The 24,234-nt window shown below is 28.7% G+C and carries 25 protein-coding genes; 13 read left to right on the top strand and 12 right to left on the bottom strand.

Translation table 11 applies throughout. From position 1 onward, the window contains the following. Position 1: 1 nt before the first annotated feature. From KO488_RS07910 to KO488_RS07870, 9 genes are all read right to left on the bottom strand, one after another. Positions 2 to 2,476, bottom strand: a complete 2,475-nt coding sequence (locus KO488_RS07910) for an NADH-quinone oxidoreductase subunit G (protein WP_216058261.1) — start codon at positions 2,474 to 2,476, stop codon at positions 2 to 4. Continuing rightward, positions 2,476 to 3,285, bottom strand: coding sequence for a hypothetical protein (locus KO488_RS07905; RefSeq protein ID WP_216058260.1), 810 nt, complete (start codon positions 3,283 to 3,285; stop codon positions 2,476 to 2,478). The genes KO488_RS07910 and KO488_RS07905 overlap by 1 nt, the downstream gene beginning before the upstream one ends. Continuing rightward, on the bottom strand, positions 3,285 to 3,563 hold the full coding sequence (locus KO488_RS07900; RefSeq protein ID WP_216058259.1) for an NADH-ubiquinone oxidoreductase subunit E family protein: 279 nt from the start codon (positions 3,561 to 3,563) through the stop codon (positions 3,285 to 3,287). The genes KO488_RS07905 and KO488_RS07900 overlap by 1 nt, the downstream gene beginning before the upstream one ends. 12 nt (positions 3,564 to 3,575) lie before the next feature. Beyond that, a complete protein-coding gene (gene nuoD / locus KO488_RS07895) occupies positions 3,576 to 4,802 on the bottom strand; it encodes an NADH dehydrogenase (quinone) subunit D (RefSeq protein ID WP_216058258.1) in 1,227 nt (408 codons plus the stop codon). Between the two features lie 4 nt (positions 4,803 to 4,806). Next, positions 4,807 to 5,610 (bottom strand): NADH-quinone oxidoreductase subunit C, encoded by an 804-nt coding sequence (locus KO488_RS07890; protein WP_216058257.1) that lies wholly within the window; start codon positions 5,608 to 5,610, stop codon positions 4,807 to 4,809. Continuing rightward, positions 5,610 to 6,119, bottom strand: coding sequence for a NuoB/complex I 20 kDa subunit family protein (locus KO488_RS07885; protein WP_076088921.1), 510 nt, complete (start codon positions 6,117 to 6,119; stop codon positions 5,610 to 5,612). Before KO488_RS07885 ends, KO488_RS07890 begins: the two co-directional genes overlap by 1 nt. After that, positions 6,101 to 6,490: an NAD(P)H-quinone oxidoreductase subunit 3 gene (locus KO488_RS07880; protein WP_216058256.1), complete on the bottom strand. Its 390-nt coding sequence runs from the start codon at positions 6,488 to 6,490 to the stop codon at positions 6,101 to 6,103. The genes KO488_RS07885 and KO488_RS07880 overlap by 19 nt, the downstream gene beginning before the upstream one ends. A 216-nt stretch (positions 6,491 to 6,706) precedes the next feature. After that, positions 6,707 to 8,440 carry an ATP-binding protein gene (locus tag KO488_RS07875; protein WP_216058255.1) on the bottom strand — a complete coding sequence of 578 codons (1,734 nt, stop codon included), beginning with the start codon at positions 8,438 to 8,440 and terminating at the stop codon, positions 6,707 to 6,709. Positions 8,441 to 8,448: 8 nt separating this feature from the next. Next, entirely contained in the window at positions 8,449 to 8,808 is a 360-nt protein-coding gene (locus tag KO488_RS07870) for a hypothetical protein (protein ID WP_216058254.1), read from the bottom strand. 112 nt (positions 8,809 to 8,920) lie between these two features. Between KO488_RS07870 and KO488_RS07865 the strand changes: the two genes are divergently transcribed. Beyond that, positions 8,921 to 9,538: a tetratricopeptide repeat protein gene (locus KO488_RS07865; protein WP_216058253.1), complete on the top strand. Its 618-nt coding sequence runs from the start codon at positions 8,921 to 8,923 to the stop codon at positions 9,536 to 9,538. A 5-nt stretch (positions 9,539 to 9,543) separates the two neighbouring features. Then, positions 9,544 to 10,164: a tetratricopeptide repeat protein gene (locus KO488_RS07860; protein WP_216058252.1), complete on the top strand. Its 621-nt coding sequence runs from the start codon at positions 9,544 to 9,546 to the stop codon at positions 10,162 to 10,164. 33 nt (positions 10,165 to 10,197) lie between these two features. Here KO488_RS07860 and nfo read toward each other — a convergent pair whose 3' ends face one another. Beyond that, positions 10,198 to 11,049: a deoxyribonuclease IV gene (gene nfo / locus KO488_RS07855; protein WP_216058251.1), complete on the bottom strand. Its 852-nt coding sequence runs from the start codon at positions 11,047 to 11,049 to the stop codon at positions 10,198 to 10,200. Positions 11,050 to 11,283: 234 nt separating this feature from the next. Here nfo and KO488_RS07850 point away from each other — a divergent pair, with 234 nt between their 5' ends. Beyond that, positions 11,284 to 12,483, top strand: coding sequence for an NAD(P)/FAD-dependent oxidoreductase (locus tag KO488_RS07850; protein ID WP_216058250.1), 1,200 nt, complete (start codon positions 11,284 to 11,286; stop codon positions 12,481 to 12,483). Between the two features lie 59 nt (positions 12,484 to 12,542). Here KO488_RS07850 and KO488_RS07845 read toward each other — a convergent pair whose 3' ends face one another. Further along, entirely contained in the window at positions 12,543 to 12,818 is a 276-nt protein-coding gene (locus KO488_RS07845; protein ID WP_216058249.1) for a hypothetical protein, read from the bottom strand. 183 nt (positions 12,819 to 13,001) lie between these two features. Here KO488_RS07845 and KO488_RS07840 point away from each other — a divergent pair, with 183 nt between their 5' ends. From KO488_RS07840 to mreC, 7 genes are read left to right on the top strand one after another with little or no spacing between them, the layout of a single operon-like run. Further along, positions 13,002 to 14,075 (top strand): epoxyqueuosine reductase QueH, encoded by a 1,074-nt coding sequence (locus KO488_RS07840; protein ID WP_216058248.1) that lies wholly within the window; start codon positions 13,002 to 13,004, stop codon positions 14,073 to 14,075. Then, entirely contained in the window at positions 14,072 to 15,115 is a 1,044-nt protein-coding gene (gene lpxB / locus KO488_RS07835) for a lipid-A-disaccharide synthase (RefSeq protein ID WP_216058247.1), read from the top strand. Before KO488_RS07840 ends, lpxB begins: the two co-directional genes overlap by 4 nt. Positions 15,116 to 15,166: 51 nt before the next feature. Then, entirely contained in the window at positions 15,167 to 15,610 is a 444-nt protein-coding gene (gene fabZ, locus KO488_RS07830; RefSeq protein ID WP_216058246.1) for a 3-hydroxyacyl-ACP dehydratase FabZ, read from the top strand. 7 nt (positions 15,611 to 15,617) lie between these two features. Then, positions 15,618 to 16,400: an acyl-ACP--UDP-N-acetylglucosamine O-acyltransferase gene (gene lpxA / locus KO488_RS07825; RefSeq protein WP_216058245.1), complete on the top strand. Its 783-nt coding sequence runs from the start codon at positions 15,618 to 15,620 to the stop codon at positions 16,398 to 16,400. 14 nt (positions 16,401 to 16,414) lie between these two features. After that, on the top strand, positions 16,415 to 17,635 hold the full coding sequence (clpX, locus tag KO488_RS07820) for an ATP-dependent Clp protease ATP-binding subunit ClpX (RefSeq protein WP_216058244.1): 1,221 nt from the start codon (positions 16,415 to 16,417) through the stop codon (positions 17,633 to 17,635). Positions 17,636 to 17,647: 12 nt separating this feature from the next. Further along, complete coding sequence (locus tag KO488_RS07815; protein ID WP_216058243.1) at positions 17,648 to 18,679, top strand: rod shape-determining protein; 1,032 nt, start codon at positions 17,648 to 17,650, stop codon at positions 18,677 to 18,679. After that, the gene (mreC, locus tag KO488_RS07810) at positions 18,672 to 19,463 is read left to right on the top strand and encodes a rod shape-determining protein MreC (RefSeq protein ID WP_216058242.1); all 792 of its coding nucleotides are present in this window, start codon (positions 18,672 to 18,674) and stop codon (positions 19,461 to 19,463) included. Before KO488_RS07815 ends, mreC begins: the two co-directional genes overlap by 8 nt. 7 nt (positions 19,464 to 19,470) lie before the next feature. On the opposite strand, the gene ribE is transcribed toward mreC, so the two are convergent. Continuing rightward, positions 19,471 to 20,085 carry a riboflavin synthase gene (gene ribE / locus KO488_RS07805; protein ID WP_216058241.1) on the bottom strand — a complete coding sequence of 205 codons (615 nt, stop codon included), beginning with the start codon at positions 20,083 to 20,085 and terminating at the stop codon, positions 19,471 to 19,473. A 187-nt stretch (positions 20,086 to 20,272) separates the two neighbouring features. Here ribE and mnmG point away from each other — a divergent pair, with 187 nt between their 5' ends. The 3 genes from mnmG to ccoG all read left to right on the top strand — a co-directional run bounded on the left by mnmG (position 20,273) and on the right by ccoG (position 24,135). After that, positions 20,273 to 22,153, top strand: coding sequence for a tRNA uridine-5-carboxymethylaminomethyl(34) synthesis enzyme MnmG (gene mnmG, locus KO488_RS07800; RefSeq protein ID WP_216058240.1), 1,881 nt, complete (start codon positions 20,273 to 20,275; stop codon positions 22,151 to 22,153). Continuing rightward, positions 22,154 to 22,660, top strand: a complete 507-nt coding sequence (locus KO488_RS07795; protein WP_216058239.1) for a hypothetical protein — start codon at positions 22,154 to 22,156, stop codon at positions 22,658 to 22,660. It begins immediately after the preceding gene. A gap of 92 nt (positions 22,661 to 22,752) precedes the next feature. Beyond that, complete coding sequence (gene ccoG, locus KO488_RS07790; protein ID WP_216058238.1) at positions 22,753 to 24,135, top strand: cytochrome c oxidase accessory protein CcoG; 1,383 nt, start codon at positions 22,753 to 22,755, stop codon at positions 24,133 to 24,135. Positions 24,136 to 24,234: the final 99 nt, after the last annotated feature.

Raw genomic sequence — 24,234 nt, 5'->3', positions numbered from 1 at the left:
ATTATACCTTTTCTACTACTGCTGTGTTATATCTGAAGGTATCAAATAAAGCTGTAGATGCAGAGTTTTTATCAAATGTAGATACATAAGCAATCTCACCTTCAATTTGAATATCAACAAATGCTTCTAATTCTAAAGTTTGATTATTTGCACTAACTTTAACTACATTTCCAGTTTCTAATCCTAACTTTTCAAACATTGCTGTTGAGAAGAAAATACCTGCTTGGATTTCATCTTTAAATTCATGAGATATTGCAGTAAATTCATTAAATTGATTAATTGGATTAGCTTTATAAATCACAATTTCTTCTTCTTTAACTTCAAGTCTTTTAAGAGTTATTTCATTTACTTCATCATTTACTTCAACACTATTTGAAATTAAATCATAACCTCTATACTCAACTCTATCATTTCCAAACATATTTGGTAAATCATCAAACTCAACTTCTTTATAACCTTTTGATGTTGGAAGAGATGATGTATAATCAATTGTGTATTCAACATCAACATCTAAAATCATATTTGCAACATTATTTAGAGCATAACCTTTAAATCCAACTGCTGCATTTGTAGGAATGATTTTTTTATCAATATTTGTAAAAGTACCTTCTTGTTGATTAAGTGCTGGAATATCTAAATCTCCATCACCTAAAGCCGATAATTGGAAATCTGCTTTTTCATTGTAACCTACAGTAAATCCTTCTTGTTCACATGAAAGTGTACAAATTTGTGATACACCTAAAGTATTTGTAGAAGTTGGAATAATTACTACTTCAAAAGCAGTATACTTAGTAATTAAACCACAAAGTTTTGCTAAATTTTTAGCATTTGGATGAGTAATTAAATCTTCACCAACTATTAATGAGAAAGTATCTTTTTTAGCTAGCATAGTGTCAATTAATTCAATAAACGTTTCATCTTTTCCAAAGTCTTCCAAAAGAGTGATATATTCAAACTCTACTTCTTTTGAAACTTTTTTAGGAACCATTTTAGAAACTTCTTTTTCTTCACCTGTTTCTTCATCTTTTACAATTTCAACAACTTTTTCTTTAATAGTCTCAGTTATTGTTTTTGTTCTTTTTTCAGTTAAAGAGTCAATATATACTTTCACATTTTCAGGTAAGTCTTTTCCAAATTTATAAAGAATAAAGTATAAAATAGATTCTTGCGCTAATGCATCATGGTATATAAACTCAGTAGTTTTACCTTTTTTACCAATTTTTTCCATTACAGGATCTGCAATGGGGTGGAAGTATAAAGCGGCACCTTTGTTCATAATAACAGAGTTATTAAGAGCATATCTTGCATTTGGTAAGTCTGATTTTAAATATGAACCAACAGAAATTACAAAGTTTGAATCATGAACTGCTGTTAAAGTTGACGAGTATAAAGATGTCCCTGCAGTACTTGAATAGTTTGCTAAAAATTCTTGATATAATCTTGCATCTTCATTTACTAAGTTTGCACCCGTTTTATCAGCAATTTTTTGTAAAAGTAAAGCTTCTTCATTTGTAATAAATGAATTAAACTTAATATTTTTTGCTTTTTTAAATGCTTCTATTGCATCTATAAATGCAGTTGTATCTTTTTGCTCTACTTTATTATCAAAATCATAAGCAAATCTTCCCGCACCATTTAAAGTAGAATAATGTGGTTCATTTGTAACTCTATAAATTTTCTTAGTTCGATGATTATCAATTGATTCTTGTTTTATTTCATAATAAATAAATGCACAATCACTTGAATGAGAATTTGCAGCTGGTATTTTTTTAAGTTCCCAAGAGTTTGATGTATATTGGAAATCATGAGAAACTAAGGCTCCCACGGGACAGGCTGCGATACATTCACCACAGTCAGTACAGGCATCAGCATCATAACCAATAAGTGATTTATTTAGTTTATTCCACATTGCATAAGCATCTTTTGGCATTTCAGACTTAAATGTTTTCTCAATTGCATCAGAAGGTCTTTTTACAGTACTAAGTGCATTTGAACCAACCATATCTTTACATACAGTTACACATCGCTCACAAACAATACATAAACCTGGGTCATAATTCATAACACCCCAATGTGCTGTTGGTCTATGAACATCTTTAATACTATAGCTTTGAGAATCAACTTTCATATATAAAGAATAGTTTTGTAATTCACACTCACCACTTTGGTCACAAACACCACATTGTAATGGATGATTTACATCATAAACCTCCATTATTGCACGTCTTTCTTTTGCAATTGCAGGAGTTTCAGTAACTACTTCCATATCAGCTTTTACTTTTGTATTACAACCATATACTTGTTTTCCATCAGCTTCAACCAAACACAATCTACAGGCAAGTGTTGGGGAACATCTTGTTAAATAGCAAACTGCCGGAACAAATACATCATTTGCACGAGCTACGTTTAAGATTGATTCACCATCTTTTGCTTCTACTTGTTTTCCATCGATTGTTAATGTAATCATATCACTCATTATGCATCAACCTTTTGTATTTTTACTTGTTTATATCTATAATCATTAAAAATTTCTTCATTTGAACCTGTTATTTTTGAAATAGCAATTGTTCCATTTAATTTTTCATCAATTTTTATAGTCTTTTTTACTATTGAACTTTTATAAATTACGTACACTTCATCATTATTAGAAACTTTTGCAATTTGCGAAAAAGACTTACTAGCTATTAAATCTTCAGTAGATTCATCTTCAATAAGTCTGTATACTACAGTACCATCAAAAGATTTTAGCTCTGCAATCTCTTCTAAATCAAAATTTACACATGAATTTATTTTATCTTCAAAATTATTGTCTAAAACAATTAAGTTAAAGTCTGTGTATTTTTTTATAATACTAAGAAGTTTTACAATATTTTCTACTCTTGGATGTTCTATTAAATCATCACCAATAATTAAAGTTTTAAACTTTGAGTTTTTTGAATTTTCATAAGCTTCTTCAAACTCTTCTTCTCCAGCAGAACTTTCAGCTGAGATATAACCTAGGTCTAAATCAGAAATATATTTTTCAATTTCACTTGTAGATTCTTTTACAAAAGCATCAAGAATTAAAGCTAAAATACCCTCTTCACTTCCCGCTTCATACTTTATAAATTGAGTATAATAAAGTTTTAAATCAATATTATCAATTGGATGCATATATACAAATTGTGCATTTGTTTTTGCAATTGATTCGATAATTGAATTTCTAACATCTTCTTTATTATTAGAAAGCATAGTTCCTAAAGAAAGAATGAAATCGCTTTTAGAGATTATCTCTTTCTTATTCATTATTTTACTTCCTCTTTAGCTGCTTCTTCTTCAACAACTCTAGGTTCTGGTGCAACTTTTTTTATAACTAATGTCCAATCAACTTCTGTGAATTTAATTGAGTTCATTAATGTATACCCTGCTTCATATATTACATCAGCAGATTTTTGAATATTTTCAAAATCTCCAATTTCAAATATAATAATCGCATTTTCACCATCTTTTATTTGCTTGTCCATAAGTTCAAGCATTCTGCCATAGAAATCATTCTTTAAATGTCTTAAATCAAATCTTTTCATATATGCTTCCCCTTACCTATCGATTTCGCCAAATACAATATTTAAGTTACCAATTAAAGTAACAACATCAGCTAATTGTAATCCAACAAGTATCTCTTCTAATAATGCAGTATGTTGGAAACTTGGTGTTCTAATTTTCATTCTATATGCGTATGGAGTACCATCACTTACAACGTAATAACCTAACTCACCCTTTGGAGATTCAGTTGCTACATATACTTCACCTTTTGGTGGTCTCATACCTTGAGTTACAAGTACAAAGTGTTGCATTAAAGAATAGTTTTGTGTCATGATTTGCTCTTTTGGAGCTGAAATATAGTTAGGTGCATGAGCCATAAGTTGTGAATCACTTTTTTCATACATAGGTACTAATTGTCTTAAAATCTTAGCCGATTCTCTCATCTCTTCAATACAGATTTTATATCTTCCATATGAATCACAAGTATGAGCAATTGGAACATCAAAATCTAGTTCATCGTAAATACCATAAGGCATCTCTTTTCTTAAATCCCATTTAATACCAGAACCTCTTAAAGCGATACCTGAACATCCCCAAGACTTTGCCATTTTAGGAGTAATTACACCAACATTTTCAAGTCTCATCTTCCAGATTCTATTCTCTGTTAATAAGCCCTCATATTTTGCAATTTCTTCATTTAAAATATCTAAGAATGATAAACAATCAGCAATCCAATTAGATGGTAAGTCTAAAGGAACTCCACCAATTCTAACAGCACTGTGTGTAAGTCTTGCTCCACAATAGTCTTCTATTAAGTCCATTGCATATTCTCTTTCTCTAAAGCAGTAAAGGAACATTGACATAGCACCAACGTCAAGTGCGTGAGTTGCTAACCAGAAAAGATGTGAAGTAATTCTATTTAATTCTAAAAGCATTGTTCTAATAATCTCAGCTCTTCGTGGAGCTTCAATACCTAGAAGTTTTTCAATAGCTAAGGCGTAACCATAGTTATTTGAAGTTGCTGCAATATAATCCATTCTGTCTGTAGTAGGTAAGAATTCATTATAAATCATATTCTCAGCCATTTTTTCCATACCTCTATGAAGGTATCCAATCATTGGTCTTGATTTTACAACTTCTTCACCTTGAAGTTCAAGAATAAGTCTTAATTGTCCGTGAGCAGATGGATGTTGTGGTCCAAAGTTCACCATCATTGTATTATCTTCTCTCTCGAAGTTAATATTTTCAAAGAAAGGTTTTAATCTATTTGGTTGTTGCATACTATTACCTTCTTCTTTTTAAAACTACTGATTCTTCAGGTTTTAATTTTTTCATAATTTTTGATGAATCATCTTCTTGATAAGCTATTGGAGTTTCAGGTTCAAACTCAGTAATATCAGTTTGATATGGAACCTCATGTCCTAATCTTGCAAATCTAGTAGTATCATATCTATCAATTGCAGCAGGATCTCGCTGTTCTGGTCCAATTACATCTCTTGCTTCTTTTCCAAAAATTTTATCAACTTCATACCATGAAGCTGCCTCATCACCTTGAAGTGGATAAGTTTTTCGTAAAGGATAGTCATACCAATCATCTGGCATAATTAATCTTTTCATATTAGGATGATTTATAACTTTAACACCTAACATATCGTACATTTCTCTCTCAGACCAATTTGCTGAATTAAAAACTGAAGTTACAGATTCTATTGCATCATTTTTATTTAAGAAACATTTGATTCTAAGTCTTTTATGTTTTGAAAGTGAAAGCATTTCATAAAATAATTCATAACCATCTTTTTGTGCTAAATAATCAATAGCAGACATTTCCATAAGCATGTCATATTCTAAGTCTTCACTTAAAAATTTCATAACTTCAACAATATCATTTTTATCAATATTTAAAACTAAATGAGTATGCTCGATATATGCATCTGTTACTTTAAATAATTTAGAAAAAGCTTCATAATCATTTGAAAAGATTTCATCACTTGAAATATCAAGCCGAGGAACAGTAGGTGAAACAAAAAATCTATCAGAAAAAGGTGCTTGTCTTTGAACGTTGTCTTTTGGCGTATATTTTCTCATTACACTAACCTTTTTTTCTTATGAGCTCTAAAAATTGATTCTTTTCTGATTTTTCTTTGAAGTGTCATTAAAGCGTATTGAAGTGTTTCTGGTCTTGGAGCACAACCTGGAAGATATATATCAACAGGAATAATTCTATCTGCACCTTGAACAGTTGCATATGTATTAAACATTCCACCAGTATTTGCACATGATCCCATTGATATTACCCATTTCGGATCAGGCATTTGGTCATATAATCTTCGCATAAATTCAGCATGTTTTTTTGTAAGAGTTCCTGCAATTATTAATACATCAGATTGCCTTGGACTTGCTCTAAAAATTGTACCAAACCGATCAAAATCATATCGAGATGCGCCGGTTGCCATCATCTCAATGGCGCAACAGGCCAGACCATAGGTCATTGGCCATAGTGAGTTGGAACGACCAAAGTTAACTAACTTATCAATTGTAGTTAGTTTAATTGGTGCACCACCATCTTGTAAATAATTTACTTTATGCTGTGCCATTCAAGGGCTCCTTTTTTCCATGCATATAAAAATCCAATCGATAATAGTATGATAAATAGTAACATTTCAATAAATCCAAACCATCCTAATAACTTAAAGTTAACGGCCCAGGGAAACATAAAAATTATCTCCACATCAAATAGAATGAATAATAAAGCTACTAAGTAAAACTGTGTTGATATAGTATTAGGTTGTTTTGTAACTTCTGGTCCACATTCGTATAGTGTTGTCTTAAGTTTCTCAGTATCTAGTCTTGCAATTTTTCTACTAATATACCTAGAAAGCCATACTGTAGCACCAAATGCAGTGAACGTTACTACAAACATCACAAATGCGCCAAAATAAGGATGGGCAAACTCCATATGTGTCATATCATATTTCCTTTAAAAGCTAAAAAAGTTTCTTTATAAATGCTAATATTTTATCTAAGTTGTAATAAATAGCCACTTATAATATTTTAAGCAAATAATAATCTAACCTTTTAAAAACAAGCTTATTTTTTAAGGTTTTTTTTAGGATACTCTTAAAATGACACAAAAAGAAACACTCTTTTATTATTGTTTTAATTAAAAGAACTTTTATCAATTTTAGAAAAAACCTACTTTATTTTCACTGTCAAATTGACCTTTTTGCTCTTTTGTAATTTGCTCTTCAAAATCTTTAATAGTAAAAATCGGCTCATCACTAATTGCAATCTTATAAGCAGTGTTTTTAATAACGAGTTCGATTTGTCCTCCTGTTAATTCATGACTTGCTAATTTATTAATATTAAAGTCCTTATCTAAGGGAAGATTTGAAGGTAAAAGCTTTTCCCAAAGTTCAATTCTTTGTTTTTTATTTGGTTTAATAAACTCAATTTTATAGTTAAATCTTCTTGAGAATGCTTTATCTAAATTTTCAAGTAAGTTTGTAGTGGCAATCAAGATACCATCAAACTTTTCGATCTGCTCTAAGAAAATGTTTTGCATTTGATTATGCATTTTATCACTACCACTTCCAGCACCCGTACTTCTTCCACTTAAAAACTGATCTGCTTCATTTAGTAACAATACTGGCTCAGATTTTGTTTGCTCTCTTAATTCATAATATTTATCAAAAATACTTCTAACATTTTTTTCACTCTCACCTACATACATAGATAGAATTTTTGAACAGTCAAAACTAAGTACATCTTTTTTCAAGGACTTTGCTAAAGCTAAAGCAGTTAAGGTTTTACCAGTTCCTGCTACTCCATAAAAAATAATCTTTGCTTCAATCCCTTTTTTCTTATCTTTTATTCCCCATTGTCTTAATCTAGCTACTACATCTTTATCAACTTGTTTTAATAAAGCACTTAGCGTTTCTCTAGTTTTATCATTTAAAACTACATCTTCTAAAGTTTTTGAAGTATTAATAAGCTCAAATGTATCTTGTTCTTTAATAATAGAATCAAGTTTAATTTTCGCACTTCTTGTTTTTTTCTTTGTTGGATGTGAGATTTTATATAATACTTCATCTGGAATATAGAAGTTTCTATTAATTCCACCAAAAGGTGTTAGAACCTCATCATAATCTATTAAGTTATTTGATACAAGATTTGAGCTCTCTTCTAACAAACTTCTATATTTAATCTTTTCATAATCATCACTTGAGATTAATTCAATTAAAGCATTCATATCTCGAATTGAGCCATCTCCTCCTGAATATTCTTCTTTTAAAAGTGCTAAGAATAGTGTTTGTTCTTGTTCTTTTAAATCATTTTCTTTAAAAAAATCTTCAAGCATGATAGAGTTATTTGTAACTTTGATTCTCTCTTTTATTCTATTTTCTAATAATTGTAATTTTGACTTTAATCTATTAGAACTAGGTGAATTAATAGCAAAGTTCTTTTTTACAACATTTAACTGCTGTGCTAAATCTATTTTAAAAAACTGATCTTGTAAGTATTCTAAATGGTCAGAATAGTTTTTAATTTCTGGTAAAACAAAATCACTTGAGCCATTTTCTAATAGTTTTAAATATGAACTTGACAAAGATACACTTGCATTTAGTAACTCTAATTTTGACATTTCGTTTAACTTAATTTGATCGAAAGACACTTGAACTAACCACCCAAATTCAAGTAATGATTTAATTAAATTTAGCTTTTCTAAGTGCTCAAATTTCTCAATATCATAAAATCTAGTTAATATATCAATAACAACTAGATTATCTCTTCCTTGTGTGTACTCTTTTGTAATATATTGTAATACGATTGCTTCTTCTTTTGTACATTTTAACTGTGTATAAAAATTTGTCTCTTCTATATTTTTTGACTTTATAAAATCAATTAATTCTTTCATTATTTATCTTAATCCTGTTTGTTTAATTTTTCTTCTAACTGAATATAAAAATTTTCTAGTTCTTCATCTTTTGAAAAAGATATTTTATCTCTATCATTAATTAGAATATTTTTCTTTTCTTTATCTATACTTTCTATATCTTTATAGTTATACTCTATTTTATCTTGTTTTATATCAATACTAAAACTATTTGATATTTCCAAAATTTTATCTTGACATAATGCTTTATATGAACCTTTAGAATAAATGTATTTTTCACATTTTTCTTTATTTATATAATCTTCAATTTTTTGTAAATTGTAATTATCATACATATTCAAGCCAACAACAACAATTGCTATAAATACAAAAAGTCCAATAAAAATCATTCTATCTCCTATATAGATTAAATAATACATAAATATCTCTTAACAATTTATGAACAAAAAAAAAGGTAAAATGACTACAAAATTTAAACAAGAGAAACAAAAAAGGGAAACAATGATAAAAAAAAGTCTTAGAGTATTACTACTTGCTAGTATTAGTTCTTTATTATTTATAGGATGTAGTAATCATGAAGCTGCTTTAAAAACTATTCCAAATGAGGTTACTCAAGCAAATGAATGCATAAGTAATAATAAAGAGTTTGAAGCAGATTGTTATGATTTGATTTCATATAAAAATTCAATTGCAATGCTTCGTTCAGGAGTGATAGCTTATTCAAATGGTAAATATGAAGAAGCTTTCCAAAAGTATTCTCTTGCTCAAAAGAAAGGTAACTTCTATGCAAATTCTCTTTTAGCTGACCTTTATAATAAAGGAAATGGTGTTCCTAAAAACCAAGAAAAAGCACTTGACCTTTTAAAAGATGTTGAGGATGTTGATGGAATTGCTGCCTATAAACTTTCATTTTATTATATGAATAAAAAAGATTACGATGAAGTTATAGAACTTTTAACATTTGCTGCAAACAAAAATGTTAAAAAAGCACAATATGAATTATCTAAGATTTATAGAGATGGAATAATCACAAAAGATAATCCAGAAAAAGCAAAATTTTGGTATGAACAATATGAAAATAAAAGTAATAGTTTACTTAGAAAAATTTACGGGATATAAAAGATATGTTTAAAATAATACTTTCAGCTTTGATAATAGCTATTTCTTTTAGTGGATGTTTTTTCTCAAAACCAGAATTTAATCTAGATAATGAAGATATTGAAATACAAAAATGTAAAAAAGTAGAACAGAAACAAGAAAGAATTGATTGTTATAAAAATATAAGTGATGATAATTCTATGGCTTCTTTAAAACTTGGAATTTTTCATGCAAATAATAAAGATTTTGACAAAGCATTTAAATATCTTAATTCTTCAAAAGAAAGAGGAAACTATTATGCAAATCTTCCTTTAGCATATTTATATTTCCAAGGAACAGGAGTAGAAAAGAATTCCGAAAAGTCTCTAAATCTTTTAAAAGAATCTGCACTAAAAGATCCAAATGCAGCATTTCAATTATCTAAGTTTTATTTAAAAGGTTTAGGAATTGAGCAAGATACGGCTAAAGGACTAGAATATTTAACATCAGCTGCAAATAAAAATATGTTTGTCGCACAAAAGCAGCTTACAATGGCTTATTCAAAAGGTTTATATAAGATAAAAAAAGATGAAGAAAAAGCTAAGTATTGGCAAGAAAAAGCTAACAACAATAAAGAAGATAAAACATTTGATATATATAAACTTTAAAAGTTTATATATATTTGTAAATACATTAGCTATTTACTTTTCTATTAAATCATATAAAGCTTGAATTTCTTGCGCCCAAATATCTTCATTTATTGTTTCTAATACAAGTGGAATATCATCCATTCTATCATCATTCATAATAAATTTAAAAGCATCCCATCCAATTTTACCCTCACCTAAAGAATCATGTCTATCAACCCTGCTTCCTAGTTCTGGTTTTGAATCATTTATATGCATTCCCATTAAATACTCTCGTCCTACAATCGAGTCAAACTCACCCCATGTTTTATCATAAGCTTCTCTTGTTCTAATATCATAACCTGCTGTAAACATATGACAAGTATCAATACAAACACCAATTCTTGATTTATCTTCAATTTTATCAATAATATGTGCTAAATGCTCAAACTTATAACCTAAATTTGAACCTTGTCCTGCAGTGTTTTCAATTACTAGTTTAATATCAGTATTAGCTGTTGCATCAATTGCTCTATTTAAAGATTCACCAATATTATCTAAACACTCATCTTCTGTAATCTTTCTAAGATGTGACCCTGGATGGAAATTCAATCTATCGAGTTTTAAAATTTCGCATCTTTTTAATTCATGTATAAAACCATCAAGAGATTTTTCTCTATTTTCTATAACTGGATGTCCAAGATTAATAAGATAAGAGTCATGAGGTAAAATATGCTTTGTTTGAACTCCAGATTTCTCTAATTCTTCAAACCATTTATCTATTACTTTAGTTTCTAAATCCTTAGCTTTCCACTGCCTTTGATTTTTTACAAATAAAGCAAAGGCTTTAGCTCCGATTGCTTTTGCGTTAATTGGCGCATTATATACTCCACCACTTGCACTTACATGTGCTCCAACATATTTCATAATATTTCCTATAGTTTTTAATTTTTCTTATATTACAATTTTTTATCTTAGGATAAGAGTAGCTATAATCTAGCTATAAATTTTTAGTATCATTCTCATAACATTACATTATTTTGTCTCATTATCTGTTACAGATTTACTAAGCAAGTGTCATTTTATAAAGAAACATTGCTATAAACATTGTTCAGAGCAATATTATAGATAGAATAATAGATATAAAAAGGAAGCGAATTTATGGAGAAAGTTGTAATAATTGGTGGTGGATATTCTGGAATATATGCACTACAAGAACTAGCAAAAAACAAAAATATACAAATAACCTTAATAGATAAACACACATTTCATAACTTGCAACCAGAAGTTTATGATTTAATTGCAAATAAATCAAATATTGCAGATGTTACTATTGATTTAACTACTTTATGTATGGGAATTAACCATGATTATGTAGAGTATAAGAATCTTAAGGTTCGAAATATTGACAAAGAAACAAGAAAAATATATACAGAAGAAGAAGAAATAGTTGAATATGATTATTTAGTAATGGCAGCAGGGACAAGAACATTTTTCCCTCCACAAATACCAGGACTTAACAATGCTCATGATATCAAAAAACTTCATTGGGCAATGTTCTTTAAACAAAGTTTTGAAAATCAACTTTTCAAAAAGATTAGAGATGAAGCAAAACAATGCGACGACACACATATTGTAGTTGTTGGTGCTGGTTTATCGGGTGTTGAAATTGCAGCAGAAATGGCTTACAACTCAAAGATGTTTTTTAAACGTGGTAATTTCTCTTGTGATAATTTAAAAATTTCTCTTGTAAGTAGTTCGGATACTATTCTTCCTGGACTAAGTCCCCAACTAATTAGTATGTCACATAAAAGATTAAAATCTTTAGGTATTAATGTTATTACTAATACAAAACTACAAAAATGTAATGATGATCATTTAGTATTATCAAATGGTACTAAGATATATCATTCCTTTATTATATTTACAGGTGGAATTGAAGCTTCAACAATTACTTCTGAATTAGATGTAGAGAAAAATGGAAGAGGTCAAATCCTTGTAAATGAATTCCTTCAAGCAGAAGGTCATGAAAATATTTTTGCAGTAGGAGATGTTGCTGAAATTAAAAATAAAAAAGGCGAAATAATGCCTCCAAATGTTACAGTTGCAAGAATTAGTGGAAAATGTGCTGGGCAAAATATTTTAAGACATATAAATAAGAAAAAACTTATAGCATGCGATCCAAAACTTGAAGGTATACTAATAGCACTTGGTGGTAAATATGCAGCTGGGAATCTTTATGACTTAGTTCACGTTGAGGGGAGAATAGCTTATGAGATTAAAAAGTATGTATTTTCTTCATATAGAAAACCTTTACTTAAACTTATTAAATCTGGATATAAAAAGTTAAAAAAATTGTAAATAATTAAAAACATAATAGATAATTATTTCTATTATGTTACATAATATTCAACTTTTAATTAATCTCTTCTAATCTTAATTAAAATTTTATGCTCACTATCTCTATGAACAATTTCTTTTTCATTTCTATCGAATAAATTTTTTAAAAACATTTCATCATAGGACTCATTTAAATTCTTTTTATTAAATGTTTTTAAATCTTGACATTCAAAAGTACTTTTACAAACTCTGTCATCGTAAATTTTCATATCCAAAATAGCAGTACCTGCAGAAAATATTTGAACTTGTGTATAGTTATCATATTTATTTATAAAGCCTTTATCATAAAACTTCATTTGTGGTGTTTTAATTAGAATTGTAGCACTTGAACTTTGAAGTATTTGTTTTGTAGCACAAGCTGAAAATAATAGTATAAAAGTAATTGCTAGTAAAAAATTTATTATATTTTTAATTTATAATCCTTTGTTTTAAAATATTTTACTATAATATCTTTAAAATTATAAACCAAAGGTCATTTTTTGTTAGTTCATATATGTTGTGCAGTCGATAGTCATTATTTTTTAGAAAGAGTTCAAGAAGAATATCCAAATGAAACTTTAGTAGGTTTTTTTTATGATCCTAATATTCATCCATATAGTGAATATAGACTTAGATATTTAGATGTAGAATACTCGTGTCAAAAATTAGGTATTGAGCTTATTGAAGGTCCTTACAATCTAGAAGAGTGGCTTAAAAAAGTAAAAGGAATGGAACATCTTCCTGAAAAAGGGGATAGATGTACTGTTTGTTATGATGATAGACTTGATAATACAGTTGCAAAAGCAAAAGAGTTAGGTCATGATAAATTTACTACAACTCTTTTAATCTCTCCTAAAAAATCTCAAGAAAAACTTGATATTATAGGTCATAATTTAGAAAAACTTCATGGTGTTGAATTTATTTATAGAGATTATAAAGCAGGTAATGGTGCTGAAATACAAGGTAAGAAAGTAAAAGAAAATTCTTTATATAGACAAAACTATTGTGGTTGTTTATTTGGATTATCTTCTCAAAGAGAAGCTCAAGATAAAATTATGGATGAGATGTTTAATCCTATTTCAAATCAAGTTTTACCTGAGTCAATTGAAGAGCGATTAGAACTTTATAAAAGAAGAAATACTCTTGAATCAAACGGAGAAAAGTATAAAATAGTAAAACATAGATTTTTAAACTATAGACTATTTTCTGCAAAAGTAAAAGTAGCTAAACAAATAGTACCTTCATATATCTTACCATATTCAATGATAAACAGAGACAAGACAAACGGCAGAATTGAATATGAAAAAGATGGAATAAACTATTTAAATAGAGATGAATTAAAAATTATAAGCATCCAAAAGTTTAATTCCCTTGCAAATACAAGTTATTCAAGTGTAAAAGAGCTTATGTACTTACCACCCTCTTTTGAAGAAGAATTAGAAGTAAGAGCTAAGATTATAAAAAGTGCTTTTAACCTAAGTACGATTATTGTCTTAGATGAAATTGCAGATGCAAAATATGAAATTGAACTAAATGCACAGACTTATGATGATGTTAGAGAAGAATTAGTATGAAACTTTTAGTATGTGCAATGGAAACCTCTTCAAATATTCATTTAAGAGAATTAAAAAAATATTTTAGTGAAGATATTGAGTTGCTTGGAGTTTTTGATAAAGAGCTAGGGAATCCTCTTTATGATTTAACAGCTTTAGCTATTATGGGAATTGTAGATGCATTAAAAAAGTTAAGATTTTTCTTTAAACTTCGTGACGAATTAGTAGAACTTGCAAGTGATTGTGACAAAGTTTTGCTAATGGACTCATCAGGTTTTAACTTGCCACTTGCAAAAAAATTAAAAGCAACTTATCCAAACAAAGAAATAATTTATTATATTTTACCACAAGCTTGGGCGTGGAAACCTAAACGTGTGAAAAAGCTAGAGGAATATTGTACAAAACTATGTTCTATAATTCCTTTTGAGCAAGAAATGTATAGTGATAAAGAAAAAATTATTTATGTAGGACATCCACTTTTAGATGAAATTACAGAGTTTAAAAAAGAACTAACTTCAAGTGGTAAAATAGCTTTTATGCCAGGAAGTAGAAAAACAGAAATCAAAAATCATATGCCTATTTTTAAAGAACTTATAAAAAAAATACCCAATAAAGAGTATATTCTAATTATCCCAAAAAAATTTGATAAAGAGTATATTGAAAACACCTATGGAGATATTAGTGCTTTTACAATATCTACAAAAGCACATAAAACACTTCAAGAAGCTGAATATGGATTTATCTGTTCGGGAACTGCAACTTTAGAAGCTGCTTTAATTGGAACTCCTTTTACTTTATCTTATATTGCAAAGAAAATTGATTATTTTATTGGTAGTAGATTTGTAAAATTATCTCATGTCGGACTTGCTAATATTTTCTTCGATAAAATGGGAAAATCAGAAATTCATAAAGAATTTTTACAAGAAGAAGTAAGCGTTGAAAATTTATTACATGACTATAATACTATGGATAAAAAATTATTTTTTGAGAAATCACAAATTTTAAGAGAATACTTACAAAATGGAAGTTCTAAAAATGTAGCAAGCATAATTCAAAACTAATTTTTTTTTAGATATAATCTTTACCATTAATCAAAAAAATTAGGATTGTACATGTTAGATATTACACAAATTCAAGAAATTCTACCTCATAGATATCCACTTCTTCTTGTGGATAGAATCACTGATATGGAACTTAAAAAAGAAATCAAAGGTTTTAAAAATATTTCTATTTCAGAACCAGCATTTCAAGGACATTTTCCAGGTCACCCAATTTACCCTGGTGTATTAATCTTAGAAGGAATGGCTCAAGCTGGAGGAATTTTAGCATTAAAAAGTTCTGACTTAAGTGAAGAAGAGATGAAAAATAAAGTAATTTACTTCATGAGTATTGATAAAGCTAAATTTAGAAATCCTGTTAAACCAGGTGATAGATTAGATTATGTTTTAGAAGTAATCAAAATGAAAAGCACTTTGATGATGTTAAGTGGAAAAGCTTATGTAGATGGTAAACTAACTGCCGAAGCAGAATTTAAAGCAATGATAGTGGACAAATAGGTTTACTATGAATAATATACACAAAACTGCAATAATTGAAGAAGGTGCAAAGTTAGGTGATAATATCACAATTGGTGCTTTTGTCATTATTGGAAGTAATGTATCAATTGGTGATGGAACAGTTGTAGATTCTCATACAGTAATTGATGGGAAAACAACAATAGGAAAGAATAATCATATCTTTTCTCATGCAGCAATTGGAACAATACCTCAAGACCTTAAATTTAATGGTGAAGATGTAGAACTAATTATTGGTAATAACAATAAAATTAGAGAATTTACACTATTTAATCCAGGAACAATAGGTGGTGGTTCAATCACTAAAATTGGGGATAACAATTTATTCATGGGATACACACATGTCGCTCATGATGTAATTATTGGAAATAACTGTGTATTTGCAAATGGTGCAACACTAGCAGGTCATGTAGAGATTGATGACTTTGTAGTTGTTGGCGGACTTACTCCAATTCATCAATTTTGCAAAATTGGAGCTCACGTAATGGTAGGTGGTGCTTCAGCAGTTGCTCAAGATATCCCTCCCTATTGTTTAGTTGAAGGGAATAAAGCTGTTTTAAGAGGTCTTAACCTAAATGGATTAAGAAGAAGATTTAAAGATAGAGCTGATATAAATGCAATTAAAAGTGCATATAAAGCACTATTTGAATCAGGTAATCCACTAGCAGATGTAGCAAAAGAATTACTAGAAACTAGTGAAAATCAACATGTAAAAGAATTAGCAAGTTTTGTAGTTAATACAAAACGTGGTATTCCTTACAATAGAAAATAAAAAATAGGTAGAAAATGAGTAAAATTATATGTGACTTTTGTGGAGCAACTGACTCTAAAGATAATCCAGTAATAGCAGGAGATAATGCTTCTATTTGTAAAGCTTGTGTGACTGCAGCGAACGATATAATGAGTGGCGGTATTCCAACAGAAAATAATGTTGAAAAACAAGGTGACTCTGTAAAAGAAGAGGTAGTATTAAGAACACCTGCACAATTAAAAGCAATTTTAGATGAGTATGTAATTGGACAAGATACAGCTAAAAAAGTTTTATCAGTTGCTGTGTATAACCACTATAAAAGAATCTTTAGACATCATGAAATAGATGATGATACAGAATTAAGTAAATCAAATGTTTTACTAATAGGACCAACAGGTTCTGGTAAAACATTGTTAGCCCAAACTATATCTAAGTATTTAGATGTTCCTTTAGCAATAGCAGATGCTACATCTTTAACTGAAGCTGGGTATGTTGGTGATGATGTTGAAAATGTAATTACAAGATTAGTTCAAGCTGCTGATGGAGATATTGAAAAAGCCCAAAGAGGTATTATCTTTATAGATGAAATTGATAAAGTAGCAAGAATGAGTGAAAATAGATCAATTACTAGAGACGTTTCAGGTGAAGGTGTACAACAAGCACTTCTTAAAATTGTAGAAGGTGCTACTGTTAATGTTCCTGCTAAAGGTGGAAGAAAACACCCAGGACAAGAGGCACTTCAAGTTGATACTACAAATATTTTATTTGTTTGTGGTGGAGCATTCGATGGTTTAGAAGATATCATCAGAAAAAAAGAAGGTGCTAATGTTTTAGGTTTTAATCAAGAAGCAAAAAGTATAAAGAATGATAAAAACTTAATTACAAAAGTAGAAGCTGATGATTTAGTTAAATATGGATTAATTCCAGAATTAATTGGTCGTCTTCATATGCTTGCAACTTTAAATGAAATTACAGAAGATGATATGGTTCATATTTTAACTGAGCCTAAAAATGCATTAATTAAACAATATATCAAACTTTTTGAGATGGATGATGTAACACTAAAGTTTGAGAAAACAGCATTAAAAGAGCTTGCAAAACTTGCAATTGAAAGAAAAACAGGAGCAAGAGGATTAAGATCAATTTTAGAAGATATTATGCTTGATATTATGTTTGATTTACCTGATTATAAAAATAAAACAATAACAATAACAAAAGATGTGGTTCTAAAATTAAAAGAACCAAAAGTTGCATAAAAAGGATGAAACATGTTTTTAGATAAATTAATAGGTCTATTTTCAAGTGATATGGCTATTGACTTGGGGACTGCTAATACTATTGTTTCAGTAAAAGGAAAAGGTATCATTATTAATGAACCTTCAGTTGTTGCTGTTCAGAAAGATAAAGATGGTAGAGACAAGATTTTAGCAGTTGGACAAGAAGCCAAACAAATGATTGGAAAAACTCCTTTAAATATTCAAGCTGTACGTCCTATGCAAGATGGTGTAATTGCAGATTTTGAAATGACTGAAAGAATGATTAGATATTTTATTGAAAAAGCTCATTCAAGAAAATCTTTTATTCGTCCAAGAATTATCATTTGTATTCCATATGGAATTACTCAAGTTGAAAGAAAAGCAGTTGAAGAATCAGCTATGAGTGCAGGTGCTAGAGAAGTATTCTTAGTAGAAGAGCCAATGGCAGCAGCAATAGGTGCAGGAATTCCTGTATCAGATCCATCTGGATATGTAATCGTTGATATTGGTGGGGGTACAACTGAAATAGGTGTTACTTCACTTGGGGGACTTGTACTTTCAAAATCTATAAAAATTGCTGGTGATAAATTTGATAAATCAATTATTGAACATGTTAGACAAAATTACAATTTATATATAGGTGAGAGAACTGCTGAAAATATAAAAATTGAAATTGGTACTGCAATTAAACTTGAAACTGAACTAAAAATTAAAGTTAAAGGTAGAGATAACTCTGGATTACTTTCAACTATTGAATTAGGTTCAGAAGGTGTTAGATCTGCAATTAAAGAACCTCTTAAAGAAATAGCATCTGCTGTTCGTTCTGTATTAGAGCAAATGCCTCCTGATTTAGCAGGTGATGTTGTAGATAACGGAGTTATCTTAACAGGTGGAGGTGCTTTAATTAGAGGGCTTGATATATATTTAGCTGATATTATTAAACTTCCAGTTAAAGTTGCTGAAGATCCATTATTAGCAGTTGCTTATGGAACTAGCGCTGTATTAGATGAGGATGCTTTACTTAAATTAATCACTAATGCGTAAATTCTTATTTATAACACTTTTTCTACTAGTTAGCTTATTATATCTCTTCGAGGTAGATAAGCTAATTATTAAAAACTTTACCTTTTTTAATGACTTAAAACTTTCATATATTAATAAAGTAATTGGAATATCTACAACTGTAGAGAAATATTTCAACCAAGTAAACAATATTGAACGATTACAAATTGAAAATAATGAGTTAAAACAATATAAAATTTTATATACAGCAACACAAAAACAACTAGACACTATAAAAGAGTTTGTAATTACTATGGATGTTGATGAAACAAAACCTAATATCAAACTAGCAAAAGTATTATCATATATAAATTTCAATGACTTTACAAAGGTATGGTTAGACCAAAAAAAAGAAGATGATTCAATTTTGGGTTTAATCACAGAAGAGTATGCCGCAGGAATTGTAATAAATGAAAATGGGAAATCTGTAGCACTTTTAAATGGAAATAAGGAATCTTCATACGCTGTTTTTATAGGAGAAGATAAAGTTCCCGGAATTATTACCTCTTCAAAAGATGGTAAAAACTTACAAATTCAATATATCCCAATTTGGGCAGATATAAAAATTGGAGATGAAGTTATAACTTCAGGAATGGATAATATCTTTTTTGAAGGATTAAAAGTTGGTAGAATTATTGAAGAAAACACTCTTCCTGATATGCAAACTGCAATTATTAAACCTTATGCAAATGTATTAAAAAAGAAATATTTTTACACATATAAACATTATTCACATGATATAAAAGAAGAGAATACTAAAAAATAAACTACTCTTAATAAGCAGCCATAATACTATCTACATCACTCCATGACATTTTTGAATCATTAGAATTTTTAAACATATTATACACATATCTAGCAAACATATCCGTTTCTAAATTAACTTTTGAGCCAACACTATAAGTTTTAAATAATGTATTTTTAATAGTATGAGGAATAACTGTGAGCCTAAAAGAATCTTTTAAAACTTCATTAACTGTAAGAGATACACCATCAACTGTAATTGAACCTTTTGATATTATAAACTTTGTATATTCACAAGGTAGTGAGATAAAGAAATCTGTAGAATTACCATTGTTTTTAATTGCACTTATTGTTCCTAAACAGTCAACATGACCTTGAACAATATGACCTTCAAATCTATCCCCCATCATCATAGCAGGTTCAATATGAACTTCATTTTTATAGTTTTCCATTGCTAAAATCTTTTGAGATTCAGGAGAAATTTGTACAGAAAAGGTATCTTTTGTAACTTTTACAGCAGTTAAGCATGCTCCATTAATTGCAATTGAATCACCTATTTTAGGTCTATACTCTGCTTTTAATGTTAATAAACTATTATTTAAACTTACAACTTTTGCCATTTCTCGAATCAGACCTGTGAACACTTAAAAAACCTTTTGATATAATTTAGGTATAATACCTAAAATATGTTAAGAAGCTAATTTTGACATTGAACTAAAATCTATTTTTGAAAATTCAAACATTAAAAAATATTAAAAATTATACAGACTAAAAAATAAAAAGAACTACTTGATTATTAAAACCTAATCCAAGTGTTTTAAAAGGCAAAAAATGAAATATGATGTAATTGTAGTTGGTGGTGGACATGCAGGAATTGAAGCATCTTTAGCAGCTGCTAGGATGGGGAAAAATACTCTATTAATAACAATGTTAGTTGAGCAAATAGGAGCAGCATCTTGTAATCCAGCGGTGGGAGGACTTGCTAAAGGACATTTAGTAAGAGAACTTGATGCACTTGGTGGAGAAATGGGTCTGTGTACAGATGCTACAGGTATTCAATTTAGAATATTAAATGCATCAAAAGGTGCAGCTGTTCAAGGAAGCAGAGCTCAAATTGATATGGATAAATACAGAGCTTACATGAGAGAAGTTTGTCATAATACTCCTAATTTAGAAATCTACCAAGATGAAGTATCTACACTACTTGTTAAAAATGAAAATGAAGTTCATGGTGTAAAAACAAAACTAGGGGAAGAATTTGAAGCTTCTAAAGTAATCATAACAACTGGAACTTTTATGAAAGGTTTAGTTCATATAGGTACTAGTACTTATGACGCAGGTCGTGCTTGGGAATTACCATCTTCTACATTATCTACTCAATTAAAAGAGTTAGGTTTAAACGTTGGAAGACTTAAAACAGGAACACCTGCAAGAATTGATGGAAAATCAATAAACTTTGAAAATATGGAAGCTCATGGTGGTGATGTTATGCCTTCTCCTTTTTCATTTAGAACTGATAAATCGAAGTTTAGTCCAACACAATACCCTTGTTATATTACTTATACAAATCTAGGAACACATGATAAAATTAGATCAAACTTTGATAGAGCTCCTTTATTTACAGGTCAAATTCAAGGAAGTGGTCCACGATATTGTCCAAGTATTGAAGATAAAGTAAATAGATTTTCTGAACGTGATAGACATCAACTATTTTTAGAACCTCAAACTGCAATGTGTACAGAATATTATATTAATGGTCTTAGTACTTCTTTACCTATTGATGTTCAAAAAGAAATGATTCATTCAATCTCAGGTTTAGAAAATGCAAAAATTATCCGATATGGATATGCAATCGAATATGATTATGTAGATCCTACGGAACTAAAACATACACTTGAAACTAAAAAGATTAAAAACCTTTATAATGCTGGACAAATTAATGCAACAACAGGTTATGAAGAAGCAGCATCTCAAGGGCTAATGGCAGGTATTAATGCATGTTTAGCAATTGATGCTAAAGAACCATTTATTCTTAGAAGAGATGAAGGATATATTGGTGTTTTAATTGATGATTTAGTTACAAAAGGTACAACTGAACCTTATAGAATGTTTACTTCTCGAGCTGAGTATAGACTGTTATTAAGAGAAGAAAATGCTGATTTAAGATTATCAAAATATGGTCATGATTTAGGACTTATTGATGATGAAACTATGAGTAAAGTAGAAAATAAAAGAAAAGTATTAAATGATGCTGTTGATTTTATGTCAAATGAATGGTTCACTTCAAAGAAAGAAAACTTAGACTTATTAGAATCAATTGGTGAAGATAAAATTAGAGATAGATCACTTTTAATTGATATTGTTGGAAGAAACACTGTAAATAGTGAAAAGTTTGATAAATTAGTTCCAAGTTTAGCTAATACTGAATCTTATTTAAAAGAACAAATTATTATTGAAGCAAAATATTACAGATATATTTTAAAACAACAAAAACAAATTGATAAAATGAAAAAAATGTTAAAACTAAAAATTCCTGAGGATTTTAATTTTAAAGGTGTCGCTGGATTATCAAATGAAGTTGTGGAAAAACTAGAAAAATTTAAACCACCAACTTTATTTAATGCAAGTGAAATTTCTGGAATCACACCTTCTGCTATTGATATTATTCATTTAAATATAAATTTAAAGCAAAAAGATATAAAAGAAAAATAGATGCAAGTGTATCTATATGCAAGAAGTGGACATTCTATTGGACTTGAAGCTACAAAAAGATGTGCAACAATTGCAAATGCATTAAAAGAGTTTGAGCCAGTATTATGTACAAGTGATTTTAGAGCGGGAGCTTTTGCAAAAGATTTATTAGGTATAAAAAAATATGTAAATACTGATGTTATAGATGAAGAAGAGTACGTTCAAACTATTCAAAATTCTAAGCATCTTTTAACTGCATCACTTCAAACGGCTTTAGAATCTATTTCTTGTGGAAATAAACCGGTCTTATTTAAAAGAGAAGATAAAACTTATGATGAAGAATTAATATCTATGTTAAACATTCCTAGTATTAATTCAAAGAATTTTGACAACATTGTAAAAGAATTTGAAAATATTATTCAAAATTATCCAAAAATAAAAAATTTCAATAATATAGATTTGGAAAATATCACAAATACTATAAAAGCAGAAATAGATGGTTATAATAGACTTAGCGCTAATTATTAAAAACTAATACTATAAGTTCTACTTATAATAATTTATGTTAATTATAAGTTAGCTTTATATATAATATGCTAAATTAAAAAAAAGGTTTTTTTATGAAAGAAAAAAATAAGTTTTTAGATAGGATTCCTTATAGAATAAAAAGATATTATGGATATATAATTGCAACTATTTTTTCAATTTCAATGCCATTTATTACAATTGGTGGTAACCACTTATTCTTATTATCATTTGATAAAAAACAACTTCACTTATTAGGTACTGCTTTTGATATGCAAGAACTGTATCTAATGCCGTTTTTATTAATGCTTTTATTTTTAGGAATTTTTGCAGCTACTTCTCTTGGAGGTAGAGCATGGTGTGGGTGGGCTTGTCCACAAACAATTTTTAGAGTTATTTATAGAGATTTGATTGAAACAAAATTATTAGGTTTAAGAAGAATTAAGAATAAACAAAAAGATCCTGATTATTCAAAACCAAAAAATGCTGCTAAAAGAGTAATAGCTATTTTAATCTGGTCAGCATTAGCAATACTTGCAGCTTCAAACTTTATGTGGTTCTTTGTTCCTCCTGAAGATTTCTTCTCTTACTTACAAAATCCAACTGAACATATGGTCTTGATTGGTTTTATTTTAGGAATAGCCGCGTTTATAATATATGATGCAGTTTGGTTAAAAGAAGATTTTTGTATTTATATTTGTCCATATTCAAGAGTGCAATCTGTTTTATATGATGATGATACATATCAAGCAATTTACTCAACAAATAGAGGTGGAGAAATTTATAATGAAGATAAAGAGAAAATTATCTTTAAAGCAAAAGATTTACCAATGGATACAAACGAGTGTACTACATGTGAAGCATGTGTTACAGTTTGTCCTACACATATTGATATTAGAAAAGGTTTACAATTAGAGTGTATCAACTGTTTAGAATGTGTTGATGCATGTACAACTGTAATGGGGAAACTTGGAAAACCATCACTAGTTCAATGGTCAAGTACAAATACAATAAAAAAAGATATCCCTACAAAGATCATAAGAAAACAAACTATCATGTACGCAATTGCATTAATAGTTGTAATTGGTTTATTAGTTGTTATGGGTGGGAAAAAAGAGTATATGTTGTTAAATGTAAATAAAACAACTCAGTTATATAAGGTTAAAGAAAATCACGTAGTTACAAATAACTTTTTATTACTTTTCCAAAATACAGAATCTGAAAAATTAACATTTGATTTAGAAATTCTTGATCATCCTGAAATTAAAATCAAAAGATTTAAACCTTTTACTCTTAGTCCTGGAAAAATGGCTAAAAAAGTTGTTATTTTAGAAACAGATAAAATCTTAGTAAATGATGAAACAAAAGATACACCAATTACAGTAACTTTAAAAGCTTATGCAAAAGAAAACCCTAAAAAAGTTATAGTATTTAGAAAAGCCGTATTTATTTATCCAAGAATGGATAAATTAAAATAATTATAAATAAGACAAGTTTATAAAAATATAAACTTGTCTCTCCCCTTAACTTAAAAATATACTTTACTTAACTTATCTATCAACAAAAACTAGATACAA

The sequence above is a fragment of the Poseidonibacter lekithochrous genome (assembly GCF_018861145.1).
GTDB lineage: Bacteria > Campylobacterota > Campylobacteria > Campylobacterales > Arcobacteraceae > Poseidonibacter > Poseidonibacter lekithochrous_A.
The sequence above is the reverse complement of the archived record's forward strand: the minus strand, read 5'-3'. Positions and strand labels throughout refer to the sequence as shown.

Excerpts from the sequence above, each read along its gene's own strand:
- KO488_RS07910 (WP_216058261.1), bottom strand. The coding sequence starts at position 2,476 with ATGAGTGATATGATTACATTAACAATCGATGGAAAACAAGTAGAAGCA.
- KO488_RS07905 (WP_216058260.1), bottom strand. The coding sequence starts at position 3,285 with ATGAATAAGAAAGAGATAATCTCTAAAAGCGATTTCATTCTTTCTTTA.
- KO488_RS07900 (WP_216058259.1), bottom strand. The coding sequence starts at position 3,563 with ATGAAAAGATTTGATTTAAGACATTTAAAGAATGATTTCTATGGCAGA.
- nuoD (WP_216058258.1), bottom strand. The coding sequence starts at position 4,802 with ATGCAACAACCAAATAGATTAAAACCTTTCTTTGAAAATATTAACTTC.
- KO488_RS07890 (WP_216058257.1), bottom strand. The coding sequence starts at position 5,610 with ATGAGAAAATATACGCCAAAAGACAACGTTCAAAGACAAGCACCTTTT.
- KO488_RS07885 (WP_076088921.1), bottom strand. The coding sequence starts at position 6,119 with ATGGCACAGCATAAAGTAAATTATTTACAAGATGGTGGTGCACCAATT.
- KO488_RS07880 (WP_216058256.1), bottom strand. The coding sequence starts at position 6,490 with ATGACACATATGGAGTTTGCCCATCCTTATTTTGGCGCATTTGTGATG.
- KO488_RS07875 (WP_216058255.1), bottom strand. The coding sequence starts at position 8,440 with ATGAAAGAATTAATTGATTTTATAAAGTCAAAAAATATAGAAGAGACA.
- KO488_RS07870 (WP_216058254.1), bottom strand. The coding sequence starts at position 8,808 with ATGATTTTTATTGGACTTTTTGTATTTATAGCAATTGTTGTTGTTGGC.
- KO488_RS07865 (WP_216058253.1), top strand. The coding sequence starts at position 8,921 with ATGATAAAAAAAAGTCTTAGAGTATTACTACTTGCTAGTATTAGTTCT.
- KO488_RS07860 (WP_216058252.1), top strand. The coding sequence starts at position 9,544 with ATGTTTAAAATAATACTTTCAGCTTTGATAATAGCTATTTCTTTTAGT.
- nfo (WP_216058251.1), bottom strand. The coding sequence starts at position 11,049 with ATGAAATATGTTGGAGCACATGTAAGTGCAAGTGGTGGAGTATATAAT.
- KO488_RS07850 (WP_216058250.1), top strand. The coding sequence starts at position 11,284 with ATGGAGAAAGTTGTAATAATTGGTGGTGGATATTCTGGAATATATGCA.
- KO488_RS07845 (WP_216058249.1), bottom strand. The coding sequence starts at position 12,818 with ATGAAGTTTTATGATAAAGGCTTTATAAATAAATATGATAACTATACA.
- lpxB (WP_216058247.1), top strand. The coding sequence starts at position 14,072 with ATGAAACTTTTAGTATGTGCAATGGAAACCTCTTCAAATATTCATTTA.
- fabZ (WP_216058246.1), top strand. The coding sequence starts at position 15,167 with ATGTTAGATATTACACAAATTCAAGAAATTCTACCTCATAGATATCCA.
- lpxA (WP_216058245.1), top strand. The coding sequence starts at position 15,618 with ATGAATAATATACACAAAACTGCAATAATTGAAGAAGGTGCAAAGTTA.
- clpX (WP_216058244.1), top strand. The coding sequence starts at position 16,415 with ATGAGTAAAATTATATGTGACTTTTGTGGAGCAACTGACTCTAAAGAT.
- KO488_RS07815 (WP_216058243.1), top strand. The coding sequence starts at position 17,648 with ATGTTTTTAGATAAATTAATAGGTCTATTTTCAAGTGATATGGCTATT.
- mreC (WP_216058242.1), top strand. The coding sequence starts at position 18,672 with ATGCGTAAATTCTTATTTATAACACTTTTTCTACTAGTTAGCTTATTA.
- mnmG (WP_216058240.1), top strand. The coding sequence starts at position 20,273 with ATGAAATATGATGTAATTGTAGTTGGTGGTGGACATGCAGGAATTGAA.
- KO488_RS07795 (WP_216058239.1), top strand. The coding sequence starts at position 22,154 with ATGCAAGTGTATCTATATGCAAGAAGTGGACATTCTATTGGACTTGAA.
- ccoG (WP_216058238.1), top strand. The coding sequence starts at position 22,753 with ATGAAAGAAAAAAATAAGTTTTTAGATAGGATTCCTTATAGAATAAAA.